Annotated in this window: 13 protein-coding genes; 8 read left to right on the forward strand and 5 right to left on the reverse strand. The window is 69.0% G+C overall.

Going from position 1 to position 14386, the window contains the following annotated elements:
- Positions 1 to 5: 5 nt before the first annotated feature.
- Positions 6 to 344, reverse strand: a complete 339-nt coding sequence (locus B7K24_RS06400; RefSeq protein WP_084129359.1) for a DUF952 domain-containing protein — start codon at positions 342 to 344, stop codon at positions 6 to 8.
- 101 nt (positions 345 to 445) lie between these two features.
- Positions 446 to 2263: a phosphoenolpyruvate carboxykinase (GTP) gene (locus B7K24_RS06405; RefSeq protein WP_084129360.1), complete on the reverse strand. Its 1818-nt coding sequence runs from the start codon at positions 2261 to 2263 to the stop codon at positions 446 to 448.
- Between the two features lie 110 nt (positions 2264 to 2373).
- Here B7K24_RS06405 and B7K24_RS06410 point away from each other — a divergent pair, with 110 nt between their 5' ends.
- Positions 2374 to 3810 (forward strand): helix-turn-helix domain-containing protein, encoded by a 1437-nt coding sequence (locus tag B7K24_RS06410; RefSeq protein ID WP_084129361.1) that lies wholly within the window; start codon positions 2374 to 2376, stop codon positions 3808 to 3810.
- A 69-nt stretch (positions 3811 to 3879) separates the two neighbouring features.
- Here the strand turns inward: B7K24_RS06410 and B7K24_RS06415 are convergent, their stop codons facing one another.
- Positions 3880 to 4734 carry an S-layer homology domain-containing protein gene (locus tag B7K24_RS06415; protein ID WP_084129362.1) on the reverse strand — a complete coding sequence of 285 codons (855 nt, stop codon included), beginning with the start codon at positions 4732 to 4734 and terminating at the stop codon, positions 3880 to 3882.
- A 69-nt stretch (positions 4735 to 4803) separates the two neighbouring features.
- Positions 4804 to 5364 carry a PH domain-containing protein gene (locus tag B7K24_RS06420; protein ID WP_159449171.1) on the reverse strand — a complete coding sequence of 187 codons (561 nt, stop codon included), beginning with the start codon at positions 5362 to 5364 and terminating at the stop codon, positions 4804 to 4806.
- Between the two features lie 132 nt (positions 5365 to 5496).
- On the opposite strand from B7K24_RS06420, the gene typA reads away from it, so the two are divergent.
- From typA to B7K24_RS06455, 7 genes are all read left to right on the forward strand, one after another.
- Entirely contained in the window at positions 5497 to 7395 is a 1899-nt protein-coding gene (typA, locus tag B7K24_RS06425; RefSeq protein ID WP_084129364.1) for a translational GTPase TypA, read from the forward strand.
- 103 nt (positions 7396 to 7498) lie between these two features.
- Positions 7499 to 7945 carry a hypothetical protein gene (locus B7K24_RS06430; protein WP_144268180.1) on the forward strand — a complete coding sequence of 149 codons (447 nt, stop codon included), beginning with the start codon at positions 7499 to 7501 and terminating at the stop codon, positions 7943 to 7945.
- Positions 7946 to 7994: 49 nt separating this feature from the next.
- Positions 7995 to 8345, forward strand: coding sequence for a hypothetical protein (locus tag B7K24_RS06435; RefSeq protein ID WP_144268181.1), 351 nt, complete (start codon positions 7995 to 7997; stop codon positions 8343 to 8345).
- Positions 8332 to 10548: a VanW family protein gene (locus B7K24_RS06440; protein ID WP_084129367.1), complete on the forward strand. Its 2217-nt coding sequence runs from the start codon at positions 8332 to 8334 to the stop codon at positions 10546 to 10548. Before B7K24_RS06435 ends, B7K24_RS06440 begins: the two co-directional genes overlap by 14 nt.
- Positions 10549 to 10665: 117 nt before the next feature.
- Positions 10666 to 10983, forward strand: coding sequence for a ferredoxin (fdxA, locus tag B7K24_RS06445; RefSeq protein ID WP_084078924.1), 318 nt, complete (start codon positions 10666 to 10668; stop codon positions 10981 to 10983).
- Positions 10984 to 10998: 15 nt separating this feature from the next.
- The gene (gene dapC, locus B7K24_RS06450; RefSeq protein ID WP_084129368.1) at positions 10999 to 12120 is read left to right on the forward strand and encodes a succinyldiaminopimelate transaminase; all 1122 of its coding nucleotides are present in this window, start codon (positions 10999 to 11001) and stop codon (positions 12118 to 12120) included.
- Positions 12121 to 12177: 57 nt separating this feature from the next.
- Positions 12178 to 13467 carry a citrate synthase gene (locus tag B7K24_RS06455; RefSeq protein ID WP_084129369.1) on the forward strand — a complete coding sequence of 430 codons (1290 nt, stop codon included), beginning with the start codon at positions 12178 to 12180 and terminating at the stop codon, positions 13465 to 13467.
- A gap of 7 nt (positions 13468 to 13474) precedes the next feature.
- On the opposite strand, the gene B7K24_RS13545 is transcribed toward B7K24_RS06455, so the two are convergent.
- Positions 13475 to 14386: a hypothetical protein gene (locus B7K24_RS13545; RefSeq protein ID WP_084129370.1), complete on the reverse strand. Its 912-nt coding sequence runs from the start codon at positions 14384 to 14386 to the stop codon at positions 13475 to 13477.

Raw genomic sequence — 14386 nt, forward strand, 5'->3', positions numbered from 1 at the left:
GGGCGTCACCAGACGAAGGTGTCGTCCTCCCAGCGCGCGGGGCGCACATCGGTGACCCACGCCGGTCGCACGGGGCCGTACATGTGGGGGAACAGCTCGCTCGCGCCCTCGTCCACGACGCGCACCCCGTCGGCTCGCACCGCGTCGTCATCGATGACGAGCACCACGAGGTCATCGGGGTGGTCGGGCCAGATCCGTGCTGCGGTCTCCGCGCACTGGTGGGGATAGGAGCAGTGGATGAATCCCTCGTCCGCGAGCGTGAGGTCGCGCCCGGAGATCTCATAGGTGCCCGCAGCGAGGCCGGCCTCCCAGTCGGTGCGGCGGGTCACGTGGAGGATCGTCATGGCGTCAGTGTGCCAGCGTCGCGGGGTGGACGGGTTGGGGGAGGAGAGTGTGCCCCGGCGGCCGGCGGAATCCACACGTAGGCCCGGCCGCCGGGGACGTTTTAGCCGATGCGCCGGCGAGTCTCGGCGTGCTGGGCCGCCACGGCAGCGGGCACCTTGGCACCAAAGCGGGCAAGGAACGCGTCGGTGTCGTCGGCCTCGGCGGTCAGCGCGGCAGGGTCGGTTGCGAACAGCGCGCCCCACTGGTCGCGGGAGACGCCTGCCGCGGCGAAGTTGATCGCGCCGTCGACGGGCACCAGGCCCTGAATGCTGTCGATGGCGTGGGCGCGGCCCTCTACTCGATCGATGATCCACGCGAGCACCCGCGCGTTCTGAGAGAACCCGGGCCACAGGAAGCTGCCGTCGGCGCCCTTGCGGAACCAGTTCACCTGGAAGATGGCCGGTGCCGCGTCGCCCAACCGCTCGCCCACATCGAGCCAGTGCTGCCAGTGGTCGGCCATGTCGGTACCGCAGAAGGGAAGCATGGCGAACGGGTCGCGGCGCAGTTCTCCTACGGCGCCCTCGGCCGCTGCCGTGCGCTCCGAGGCGAGCGTGGCGCCGAGGTAGACGCCGTGCTCCCAGGAACGCGCCTGGGCCACAAGCGGCACGTTGGTGGCGCGACGTCCTCCGAAGATGATCGCGTCGACGGGGACACCCGCGGGGTCGTCCCACGTGTCGGCGATGGTGGGGCACTGGGCCGCGGACACCGTGAAGCGAGAATTCGGGTGAGCCGCGGTCGTGGGGGAGTCGGGCGTCCAGTCATTGCCGCGCCAGTCGACGAGGTGCTCCGGGACGTCGGGCGTGAGGCCCTCCCACCACACGTCGCCGTCGTCGGTGAGCGCGACGTTGGTGAAGATCGTGTCCTCGCCCAGCATGTCGATGGCCACGGGGTTCGTGTTGACGCCTGTGCCCGGCGCGACGCCGAAGAAGCCGGCCTCCGGGTTGATGGCGCGCAGGCGACCATCCGGGCCGGGGGCGAGCCACGCGATGTCGTCGCCGATCGTCTCGACCGTCCAGCCAGGGATGGAGGGCTGCAGCATCGCAAAGTTGGTCTTGCCACAGGCACTGGGGAAGGCTGCCGCGACGTGGAACGCCTTGCCGCGGGGGTTGGTGACCTTGAGGAGCAGCATATGCGCGGCGATCCAGCCCTCGTCGCGCCCGATCGCCGAGGCGATGCGCAGAGCGAAGGCCTTCTTCGCGAGGATGGCGTTGCCGCCGTAGGCGGAGCCATAGGACCAGATTTCGCGTGTCTCGGGGTAGTGGACGATGTACTTGGTGTCGTTGCGCGGCCACGCGACGTCCGCCTCGCCAGGGGCGAGAGGGGCGCCCACGCTGTGCACGGCGGGCACCCATGCGGTGTCGGGCCCGATCTGCGCGAGTGCATCCGCACCCATGCGCGTCATGGTGCCCATGGAGGCGACAACGTAGGGCGAGTCGGTGACCTGCACGCCCAGGCGGGCGAGCGGGCTGCCCAGGGGCCCCATGGAGAAGGGGACCACGTACATGGTGCGCCCACGCATCGCGCCGGCGAAGAGGGGCTCGAGCGTGGCCCGCATTTGAGCGGGGGCGACCCAGTTGTTGGTGGGGCCCGCGTCGGCCTCGGACTCGGAGCAGATGAAGGTGCGTGACTCCACGCGTGCCACGTCGTCCGGGTGGGAACGCGCGAGGTAGGAGCCGGGGCGCTTCTGAGGGTTGAGTTCGGTGAGAGTGCCTGCCGCGAGCATCGTCGAGATGAGGCGACGGCGCTCGGAGGCGGACCCATCGCACCACACCACCTCGGTCGGTTGGAGCTGGCGGGCCATGGACTCGACCCACGCGACGACGGACGGGGTGGCCGATGCGGGTGCGGTGGTGACGACGTCGGTGTCCATCACGGTCATGGTCTTCCTCCTGAGAAGTGGTCCGGCGATTTCACCGTAAGCGCATCTGCAGGGGCATTGGTGGGTGATTTTGGCGTGAAGTTTGGCGCTTCTTCTCGTACTGTCAAGTCATGGCTGATCTCTCCACCCTCGGGCGCCGTGTCCGGCACTTTCGTACTGCCGCGGGCCTGACCCTCGATCAACTCAGTGACGCGACCGGCACCGCGCCCAGCCACCTGTCGCTCATTGAGAACGGCCGCCGCGAGCCGCGCCTGTCGCTGCTCGAATCCATCGCCGCCGCGCTTGGCGTGACCTCTGCGACGCTGCTCGATCCGGCGCCGCCCACGGCGAGAGCCGCCTTGGAGATCGAATTGGAGCGCGCGCAGGCCTCCCCCACCTATCTCGAACTAGGCCTTCCTCAACTTCGGGCGGGCAAGACGATGAGCGAAGAGACGCTACGCACGCTCGTGGGCCTGCACCGCGAACTTGAGAGGCGCGCCCGGCAGTCGATCGCGACGCCGGAGGAGGCCCGCCGCGCCAACACCCAGCAGCGCCTCGAGATGCGCCAGGTGAACAACTACCTGCCCGAACTTGAGCTGCTCGCCCAGGCAGCGACCGACCAGGTGGGCCACACGGGAGGTGCCCTGACCCACCGGACCGTCGCCGAGATGGCCGACCGTGTGGGCCTCACGATTGTGCACACCGACGACCTGCCGCATTCGGCCCGATGCGTCGTCGATATGGAGCGCGGGCGCATCTACATCCCGCCAGCGTCGATCCCCGGCGGCCACGGCCTGCGATCCCTCGCACTGCAAGCCATTGCGCATAAGGTGCTCGAGCATCGGCCTCCCGCCGACTACGCCGACTTCCTGCGGCAGCGACTCGAGGCGAGCTATTTTGCAGCCGCCTGCCTGATGCCGCGCGAGGCCTCGGTCGCCTTCCTCAGCGCGGCCAAGCGCGAGCGCAGCATCGCGATCGAGGATCTGCGTGACGCGTTCGGTGTGACGCATGAGGCCGCGGCGCTGCGCTTCACTAACCTCGCGACCGAACACCTGGGCCTCACGCTGCACTACCTCCGCGTCAACGGCGACGGCACGGTGACGGGTGCGTACGAGAACGACGGCCTGCCGTTGCCGCTTGACGCGACGGGCTCGACGGAGGGTGAGGTGGTGTGTCGCTTCTGGAGTGCGCGACGAGCCTTCGCGCGGCGCACGCGCACCACCGAGCACTACCAGTACACCGACACCCCGGCGGGAACGTTCTTCGAGTCCACCCAAACCGGCACCGGCACGCCAGACGACTTCTCCATTACGTTGGGCGTCCCGTACGGCGAGTCCAAGTGGTTCCGTGGCCGCGAGACCCAGCTGCGCGAGGCGTCGACGTGCCCCGATGCGACGTGTTGCCGGCGTCCCCAGGACGGTCTTGCCGAACGTTGGGAGGGCAAGGGCTGGGCAAGCCCCCGCGTGCGTACGCACCTGTTTGCGCCGCTGCCTCACGGCACCTACCCGGGCGTGGACGACCGTGAGCTCCACGAATTCCTCGAGGCTCACGCCGGCATTGAGGCATAGTGAGGCGTGAAGTGCCGCGAGGCTGGCATCCGCGGACGATGCCAGCCTCTGCTCGATGCGTCCTAGACGTTACGGCCGGGTCTCACAGGCCAAGCCGTCATTGTCGGCATCGAGCCGGGCGAAGTCGCCGTAGTACGGGTAGTACTTCCGATACCAGGCCTGCGCCTCAGCGTGCGTCGCGAAGTCGGCGCAGTCCTTGTCGGCGGGCATCGACGGCTCGCTGGTGGTGGGCGCGGGTGGATTGCAGCTCGTCCAGTACAACGGCGTCCCGTTGCCCGTTTCGTAGCGGTACAAGAATGCCGCCATCGCTTCGCGCGTGATCGGGTCCTTGGGGCGGAACTCGCGGCACCCGTAGCCGGTGTTGAACCCGGTCGTGATGCCCTCCTGGGCGAGCCAATCAATCTCGTCGTAGAACTTGTCGTACCAGTCGACGTCCGTGAAGAGCTCGTCGTAGCTCGACCAATGATCTGCATCTGCCGCACGGTAGAGGAAGGCGGCCATCGCCTCGCGGGAAATGGCGTCCTTGGGGCGGAAGGTGCCGTCTGACCATCCCGTGGAGATCCCGCTCTTGGCGAGCCACACGATCTCTCGGTAGAACTGATCGCTCGTCTTGACGTCCACGAAGGGGGATCGTGTGGGGAGCGTCACCTTCGGCGAACCCTCGAGACGGAAAAGGAAGGCCGCGAAGGCCTCGCGGGTCACCGATGCTCGAGGCCTAAACGTGCCATCGGCATAGCCGGTCGTGACGCCGCGATTCGCGAGCCAGGTGATCTCGGAACTGAACTGGTGTGACGACGGGACGTCGCTGAACCGGCCGCCGGCGTGTGCCGGTGCTGCCGCCACGATTCCCGCCGTCATGGCAAGCACAACGGCGGCGATGGTCGGTCGAATGGCGCGCACGCGCGCCACGGCGTGGATTCGCATGGATTCCCCCTCAGAAATCTCTGTCGCGTGTCCTCAGCGACACGCTGGGAGGAGGCTATCAGTGCGTCCTTACGCGAGGAAGGCCAGCGCCAGCCCCGCGACGGCCGCCGCGACGGCGCCCACGCCCACCCAGTCGACGCGGCGCGAGAAGGCCGGGGCAGGGGGATGTCCGAGGGCCGATGCCGCGGTCGGCTCGACCGCCGTGTCCGCCGAGGCGCGGTAGGCATCCCACGCGGCGGTGATGAGCCCCGCAACCTCGGCCGACTTGCCGTCCTCCGCGGGGCGGACCCGGTCGCGGCCCGTGCGCGACGGCGCGGCGAACGCGCCCGCCTTCTTGTCGTCGTCGCCGACCAACTCGAGGGACCAGTGCGCCTCGAGGCCCGCGAGTCGAGAGAACGGCGCGACCACCGTCTGGGTGACGTTGCGCAGCTCCACGTGGTCCTCTCCCACGGCCACGCTGGGGCGGAGGAACGCCGCGTAACCCGCGGCGGCGAAGGCGACGGCGATGCCCAACGCGACGTGAATCTGCTCCAGCCCCGAGCCGATCAGCTGAATGAGGAGAATGAGCGCGCCGAGTCCGACGCACAACCATCCCCATACCTGCGACGACCGGCTGCGATAGATCTGCATGGCGACCATGGTCCCACGCACGCGGGCCGCCCGGCCCGCCGCAGCATCGGCCGCCCGTACGCGCGCCCTATACAATGGCCCCGTCCGTCCCGTTCGGGACCGCCTTCTCCCTCAACGAAACGAGACTCTGCTATGCCTGTGCGCTCCGACCTGCGCAACGTCGCGATCGTCGCCCACGTCGACCACGGAAAGACCACCCTCGTGGACGGCATGCTCGTCCAGGGCGGCGCCTATGGCGACCACGCCCACGTCGAGGAGCGCGCCATGGACTCCGGCGACCTCGAGCGCGAGAAGGGCATCACCATCCTCGCGAAGAACACCGCCATCCGTTACACGGGTGAGGCGGCGACCGAGGGCGGCGTCACCATCAACGTGATCGACACCCCGGGCCACGCCGACTTCGGTGGCGAGGTCGAGCGCGGCCTGTCGATGGTCGACGGCGTCGTGCTCCTCGTCGACGCCTCCGAGGGTCCGCTGCCCCAGACCCGCTTCGTGCTGCGCAAGGCGCTCGCGGCCAAGCTGCCCGTGATCATCGTCGTCAACAAGGTCGACCGTCCCGACGCTCGCATCAGCGAGGTCGTCGAGGAGACCCACGACCTCCTGCTGGGCCTCGCGTCCGACCTGTCCGACGAGGTCCCCGACCTGGACGTCGACTCGCTGCTCGAGGTGCCTGTGGTGTACGCGTCGGCCAAGGCCGGCCGTGCGTCGCTGAACCAGCCCGCCGACGGCGACCTGCCCGACTCCGAGAACCTCGAGCCGCTGTTCCAGACCATCATGCAGCGCATCCCCGGCCCCTCGTTCGAGGAGGGCCACCCGCTGCAGGCGCACGTCACCAACCTCGACGCGTCGCCGTTCCTCGGCCGCCTCGCGCTGCTACGCATCTTCAACGGTGAGCTGCGCAAGGGCCAGCAGGTCGCGTGGGCCCGCGCCGACGGCTCCATCTCCTCGGTGAAGATCACCGAGCTGCTCGAGACGAAGGGCCTCGAGCGCGTGCCCGCCGAGGTGGCGCGCCCCGGTGACATCGTCGCCGTGGCCGGCATCGAAGAGATCACCATCGGCGAGACGCTGACTGACATCAACGACCCGCGCCCCCTGCCGCGCATCACGGTCGACGACCCGGCCATCTCGATGACCATCGGTATCAACACCTCGCCGCTGGCCGGACGCGTCAAGGGTGCGAAGGTCACGGCGCGCCAGGTCAAGGACCGCCTCGACAAGGAGCTCATCGGCAACGTGTCGCTGCGCGTCCTGCCCACGGACCGCCCCGACGCGTGGGAGGTGCAGGGCCGCGGCGAGTTGGCACTGGCAATCCTCGTCGAGCAGATGCGCCGCGAGGGCTTCGAGCTCACCGTCGGCAAGCCCGTCGTCGTCACCAAGGAGATCGACGGCAAGAAGCACGAGCCGATGGAGCACATGACCATCGACGTGCCCGAGGAGCACCTCGGCGCCGTCACGCAGCTCATGGCGAGCCGCAAGGGACGCATGGAGTCGATGTCGAACCACGGCACCGGCTGGGTGCGTATGGAGTTCATCGTCCCCGCGCGTGGTCTCATCGGCTTCCGCTCGACCTTCCTCACGGATACTCGCGGCACCGGCATCGCCTCGTCGATCTCGCACGGCTACGCCCCGTGGGCCGGCCTCATCGAGTACCGCACCAACGGCTCGCTCGTCGCGGACCGTCAGGGCGCCGTGACGACCAACGCGCTCCTCACGCTTCAGGACCGCGGCACCTTCTTTGTCAAGCCCACCGAGGAGACGTACGAGGGCATGGTCGTCGGCGAGAACTCGCGCGGCGAGGACATGGACATCAACATCACCAAGGAAAAGAAGCTCAACAACATCCGGTCGGCGACCGGTGACGAGCTCGAGCGCCTCACGCCCCCGCGCCAGCTGACCCTCGAGGAGTCCCTCGAGTTCGCCGGCGACGACGAGTGTGTCGAGGTCACGCCCGAGAACATCCGTATCCGCAAGGTGATTCTCGACGCGACCGAGCGCGGCCGCGCCGCCTCGCGCGCCAAGCGCCAGGGCTAAGTCTCTACGCCTTCGAGGGCCCCGTCCGGTTCGCCGGGCGGGGCCCTTCTTTTCGTTCGGGCGGCCGATGTGGTCGTGCGGTGGGATGACTAGCATGCCTGGTATGCGGGGAATGCGAACAGTAGTGCCAGCGGTGCTGGCGGTCATGATGCTTGCGGCGTGCAGCGGGGGCGCCACCGAGACGGGGGCCGACGCCGAGGCCGCGTGGCCCGCGTGGGCGCCGCTTCCCGAGGGGGAGGCGCTCGCGTGGTACCACTCGGACACAGGCGGCGCTGAGACGTGGGGCGTCGCGCTCCCGGGCGGCGACCTGGGTGATGACGTGGTCTACGAGTCGGGTGCCGAGGACTGGGAAAGAGTTGCCTCCGGTACGGCGATCATGGTGGAGGGCATGTACGCCGGGCCCGACGGCCGCGACTGGATCCTCTGCCGTGACGGGGCGATGATGCAGATCTACGACTTCCCCGAGGAGTCCACGTTCGTCGACGGCACTGGCTTCGCGCAGGGAACCACCCAGGTATACGTCTACGAGCCTGGCACCGGTTGCTCCTGAGCCGGGTGGCGGCGCGGCGGCGTCGCCCTCACCGCCTATCCTGTGACCCATGAAGGACTCCATGGGCTACGTCGTGCTCGCGGTCGGGGGGCTCATCGTGGCCACGGTGGGCTCGATCGCGTACCGCTCGATCCCGCCCTGGGGGGCCGTCCTGGCGTGCGTGATGGTGTTGCTCGCGGCGGTCTTTGCGCGGGTGTGGCTGTCGTGGACCGGGCTCGGCACCTTCGCCGCGCTGTTTATGAGTGCGGCATTCGTGTGGACGCTCGAAGGGCCGGGCGGATCCGTGCTGATCGCGGCGGATGCGCTGGGGTACGCATGGCTCGCCGGGGGAGTCGTCGCGATCGTCGTGGCAGCGCTGCTGCCCAGGAAACTGCTGGTGGGGGACCATGTCAAGAGCTAGGAATCAGGCGCGCCTCGAGGCCGAGGCGCAGCGCGAACGTCGTCGTCACGGCGCCGCACACCGCGCGTTGCGCTCGCGCGCCGCTCGTGGCCAGGGCGCGCATTCGGATGCGACGCCGGTCCCCGTTGTCGAGCACACGCCCACCTCGGAGTTGGCTGCGCCGACCTGGCTCGCGGACGCCCCCGACGCGCCGCCGCTGGGGAGCACTCTCCCCGACACCGAGACCCCAACCTCCGACGACGACGTTGTCGAGGCCGACACCGACACGCGCCCGGTGGCTCGCGTGAGCCTGGCGGCCGCTGGAGCGGCAGCCGCCACGGCATCGGCTGAGACCGACGCCGAATCCGACGCCGACGCGACGGCGGTGCAGGCCGAGCCTGTCACCGCACCCACCACCGTGTTCCCGGCCGCCGCAGCGGCCCCCCGCGAGCCGTCCGCCTGGCCGGCCAGCGTCGACGACGTGCGTACGGAGGCCATGCTGAGCTCGCACCAGGCCACCGGGGAGCGCGGCTCCCATTCGAACAAGCGCGGCCGCGGCTGGCTCGCCGTGCCCGTCGTCGTCATCGTGCTGGCGGGACTCTATGTCGGAGCCCAGGCGCTGTTGTCAGGCACCGTGCCGCGCGAGACCGAGACGCTTGGTGTGGCGATCGGTGGGCAATCGACAGGAGCGGCGATCGCCTCCATCACCGAGGCGGCCGACGCTCTCGCGGCCCAGGACATCACCCTCACCGCCGAGGACGAGTCGACCGCATTCCCTGCCGCCGATGCCGGCCTGGGGGTCGATGCCGAGGCGACCATCGCCGATCTCACCGGTTTCACGTTGCGCCCCGAACGCCTGTGGCAGCACCTCGCGGGCGGCGGTCACATCGACCCGGTGGCGACCGTCGACGATGAAGCTCTCGCGTCTGCTGTGACGGCGGCCGCCGCGGACCTGGACCGCGAGGCCGTCGACGCTTCCGTGGAGATCGTCGGCACCGCGGGAGTCTCGCACCCCGGCACCGACGCCATCGAGGTCGATGTCGACGCGACCGCCGCGCTCGTCGACCAAGCATGGCCCACGTCGCTGACGGTCGAGGCGGTCGCGACGGTGACAGCCCCCTCCGTCACCGACGAGACGGCCGATTCTTTTGCGCAGGACCTGTCGCGACAGTTCCTCGCCGGTGACGTCACCCTCAGCGCGGAATCCGGCGAGGCCGTAATTACCGCCGACCAGGTGGCCGCGCACTCCAGCGTGCAGTCCGAGGGCGGCGACCTGACGCTCGTCGTGGATGGCGAGGCGATCGCGCCCGAGGTGATCGAGGCGCACCCGGAGCTCGAGACGGAACCCAAGGACGCCTCGGTCGAGTTCGCGTCCAACTCCGAGCTCACCATCGACGAGGGTGCCAACGGCATCACGATCGACGGCGCCGCGCTGGGCGATGCGATCGTCGCCGCTGCCGGCTCGCCCAACCGCGCCGGGGAACTGCCCGTAACGGTCGTGGAACCGGAGAACTCCGCCGAGTCGCTCGGCGTCAACGACTTCAAGGAGATCGTGTCCGCCTTCGACACACCTCTGACCAATGAGTACGTGCGCACCCAGAACCTCCGCACCGCAGCGGCCGACGTCAAGGGCACCATCATCATGCCGGGCGAGCAGTTCAACCTGCACGAGATCCTGTCGCCCATCACCGAGGCCGAGGGCTACGCCGACGCTCACGTGATCGTCGACGGGATCCTCACCGACGGCATCGGCGGCGGACTGTCCCAGATGGCGACCACCAGTTACAACGCCGCCTACTTCGCCGGCTACGACCTCATCCAGCACCGGCCGCACTCCGTGTGGTTCCCGCGCTACCCCGCGGGCCGCGAGTCGACGCTGTGGGGCACCACGATCAACGTCATCTTCGAGAACAACACGCCGTATGCGGCGCTGTTCAACTCGTACATCTCCGGCGGAGACCTGCACGTCGACGTGTGGTCGACGCCCCACTTCGAGGTAGAGACCTGGGCATCCGACAAGACGAACATCACGCAGCCCGGCGTCGACGAGGTGACGGCGGACAACTGCCAGGCCAAGGGCCCCGGCGAGCCCGGCTTCACCATCACGAATACGCGTGTCGTGACGCTCGACGGGGAAGAGGTCGACCGCAACGTGGATACCTGGACCTACGCGCCGAACGATGCGATCAAGTGCGTGGCGGACGACACGTCCGAGGACGATTGATGTCGCGCCCGCGACCGTGTCACCCCCGCGCTCACTCTGTCCTCGCGCCGTGTGTCCCGACCGGGGACCCGGCGCTATGATGAAGCGATCCGTATCGCCCCGGTTGGAGGAGACAAAGTGACTTACGTCATTGCATTGCCTTGTGTCGACGTCAAGGACAAGGCCTGCATCGACGAGTGTCCGGTCGACTGCATCTACGAGGGCGAGCGTTCGCTCTACATCCACCCCGACGAGTGCGTGGACTGCGGCGCATGCGAGCCCGTGTGCCCCGTCGAGGCGATCTACTACGAGGACGACGTCCCCGACAAGTGGGCCGACTACTACAACGCGAACGTGGAGTTCTTCTCCGAGATTGGTTCGCCCGGCGGCGCCGCGAAGATGGGTCTGATCGAGCACGATCACGACCTCATCAAGTCGTTGCCCCCGCAGAACTGACGCGGGCCGGCGCGCATGGGTCTGAGCCCACGCTCCCTGCCCGACTTCCCGTGGGACTCGCTCGCTCCCTTCCGTGAGCGCGCCTCGGCGCACCCCGAGGGCGTCGTGGATCTGTCGGTGGGCACGCCGGTCGACCCCACGCCCGAGGTGGTCCGCCATGCCCTCGCGGCAGCGGCCGATGCCCCCGGCTACCCCACGACGATCGGCACCGCGCAGCTGCGTCAGGCCATCATCGACTGGTTCGCCCGCACGCGCGGCGTCGCCGGTCTGACGCTGGACGGCGTCATGCCGACGGTGGGCTCCAAGGAGCTGGTGGCGTGGCTGCCGGCGCTCATGGGGCTCGGCGAGGGCGACATGGTGGTGCATCCCGCATCGGCGTACCCCACGTATGACGTGGGCGCGCGGCTGACCGGGGCCACCGCCCTCGCCACCGACGACGTCTCCGACTGGGCCGGCCGCGACGACGTGAAGCTCGTGTGGCTCAACTCGCCGTCCAACCCGACCGGCAAGGTCCTCGGACGGGACGAGCTGAGCGAGGTGGTCGAGGCTGCGCGCGCCATCGGTGCCGTGGTGGCCTCCGACGAGTGCTACGCGGCCCTCGCCTGGGAGGAGCCGTGGGCGAGCGGCGGTGTGCCGTCGGTTCTCGACCCTGCGGTCTGCGGCGGCTCCTTCGATGGTCTTCTCGCCGTCTACTCGTTGTCCAAGCAGTCCAACCTCGCGGGTTACCGTGCGGCGTTCGTGGCCGGCGACCCGGCGCTGGTCGGTGCGCTCGTCGAGGTGCGCAAGCACGCGGGCATGATCGTCCCTGCGCCGGTGCAGGCCGCCATGACGGTCGCGCTCGGCGACGACGCGCACACCGCCGCCCAGCGCGAGGTCTACCGGGCGCGGCGCGAGGCCCTGCTGCCCGCCGTGCAGAGCGCGGGCTTCTCGGTGCCGGGCTCCGAGGCCGGGCTCTATCTGTGGGCGACTCGCGACGAGGATTGCTGGGAGACGCTGGGCTTTCTCGCGGATCGGGGCATCATTGCGGCCCCGGGGGCGTTCTACGGTCCGGCGGCGCAGCAGTATGTGCGCATCGCCCTCACTGCGACGGACGAGCGCATCGGGCAGGCGGTCCTCCGTTTGTCCAAAGATGGGTAAACTCGCCCTCAAGCGAACGCACACAATGGCGCTGCGGTGCCCTGGAGGGTTTTCGGAATGACACGAGTGGTCGACGCACGTCTCACGGTCGATGGGACGACTCGAGAGTTGCCTATCGAGCGGTCAACGATCGGTAATGACGGTGTGGCCGTCTCCACCCTGCTGAAGGACACCGGTCTCGTCACCGTGGACCCGGGGTTCATGAACACCGCCTCCTGCGAGAGCTCGATCACCTACATCGATGGCGACGCGGGCATCTTGAAGTACCGGGGCTATCCCATCGAGCAGCTCGCCGAGAACTCGACGTTCCTCGAGGTCGCCTACCTGCTCATTCACGGTGAACTGCCCACCGAGGACCTTCTCAACGCGTTTAACAACCGCGTCTCGCGCCACATGCATGTGCACGAGGGCATCAAGACCTTCCTGGGTGCCTTCCCGCGCGACGCTCACCCGATGGCCGTGCTGTCCGGCGCGATCTCGGCGCTGTCGACCTTCTACCCGGAGTCGGTGGGCTCGGACGAGGAGCAGCTCGAACTCGCGACCGTCCTGCTGCTCGCGAAGTCCGCCACCGTCATCGCCTACCTTCAGCGCCGCGCCTCCGGCGGCGAGCTCATCGAGCCGCGCCAGGGCGGCAAGTACGTGGACGAGTTCATGCGCATCTGCTTCTCGGGTGCCGACGGTGAGCTCGACATCGACCCGGTCATGCGCAAGGCGCTCGACCTGCTGCTGATCCTCCACGCCGACCACGAGCAGAACTGCTCGACCTCGACGGTGCGCATCGTGGGCTCGTCGCAGGCCAACATTTACGCCTCGGTGGCCGCGGGCGTGGGCGCGTTGTCCGGTCCGCTGCACGGCGGCGCCAACGAGGCCGCACTGCGCATGTTCGACCAGATCAAGGAGTCGGGCGACTCGGTCGAGACGTTCGTCGCGAAGGTCAAGGACCGTGTCGAGGGAGCCCGCCTGATGGGCTTCGGGCACCGCGTCTACAAGTCGTACGACCCGCGCGGCGCGCAGGTCAAGAAGGTCGCGAACCAGGTGTTGGCGGAGCTGGGCGGCAACAACGAGACGTTCGAGATGGCGCAGCGCCTTGAGGAGATCGCGCTCTCCGACGAGTACTTCATCGAGCGCAAGCTGTACCCGAACGTCGACTTCTACACCGGTCTGCTGTATTCGGCCATGGGCTTCGACACCCCCATGTTCACGCCGCTGTTCGCGCTGGGCCGCATGCCCGGGTGGATCGCGCATTACCGCGAGATGCTCGCGGACCCGCGCACCAAGATTGGCCGCCCGCGCCAGATCTACACGGGCGAGACCGACCGCACGTACGCGCCCCTGTCGGAGCGCTAGGGGGCGCTCAATCCTCGCCGGGCGCCGCCGTCCGTAGCCACACCTCCGTGCCGTCGCCGCCGGTGACGGCGCCGGGGGAGGGGGAGACGGTCGCGGCGTCCTCGGCGCGCACCCACGTGCCGCCGCTACCGGACGCCACCGTGACGCCTTCGAATGCCGCCACGGCGACGGCCCACTCCTGGACGGCCCTGTCGGCCGTCGTATCGACCCCGCGCACGCGTAGCGCCGTGTCCGAGCCTGTGCCGGCGGTCCCCGCGACGCCGACGGCCTCGACTGCAAAGGCGCCGTCACCGAAGTCGTCTGCCAGGCGCTGCGTGAACGCGGCGGCCGTCGTGGGAGCATCGGCCTGGTCCAGGTCGCAGGTGACCGTGCCGCCGTGGCCGGTGAGGGCCGACGCCCACAAGCGCCCCTCCTCTTCGTGGTCGGCGTACGCCTCGGGAAAGCCTGAACGCTGCACGGCCTGCGCAGCGACCGTAATCTCGGCATCGGTCCAGCCGTCGACCTTGATGAGCGCCTCGTAGAACCGATCGGTCGCGTAGTACGGGTCCATGATTTCGTCGATCGAGCCCCAGCCCTGGGAGGGACGTTGCTGGAACAGGCCGATGCTGTCGCGGTCCCCGTAGTCGATGTTGCGCAGCGTGGATTCCTGGATCGCGGTGGCGACGGCGATGGTGGCTGCGCGTGCGGGCAGGCCCCAGCGCATCGAGCCGGCCACGATGATCGCAATGTTGTTGGCCTGCTCCGCGGTCTTGGAGTCGGTGCGCTCGCCGACCGTCACCGTGCAGGTGGTGGACGCGAAGTATTCGTCGCCGTAGCGCTCCCACAGGCGGGGCACGTAGACCACCGCCGCGACCGTGACGGCGGCGATGAGGACGAGCGCGAGCCAGCCGGCGCCGCGCCCGCGACGCCGGGCGGCCAC

Origin of the sequence: Demequina sp. NBRC 110055, from assembly GCF_002090135.1 — a bacterium.
In the GTDB taxonomy this organism is placed as follows: Bacteria; Actinomycetota; Actinomycetes; order Actinomycetales; family Demequinaceae; genus Demequina.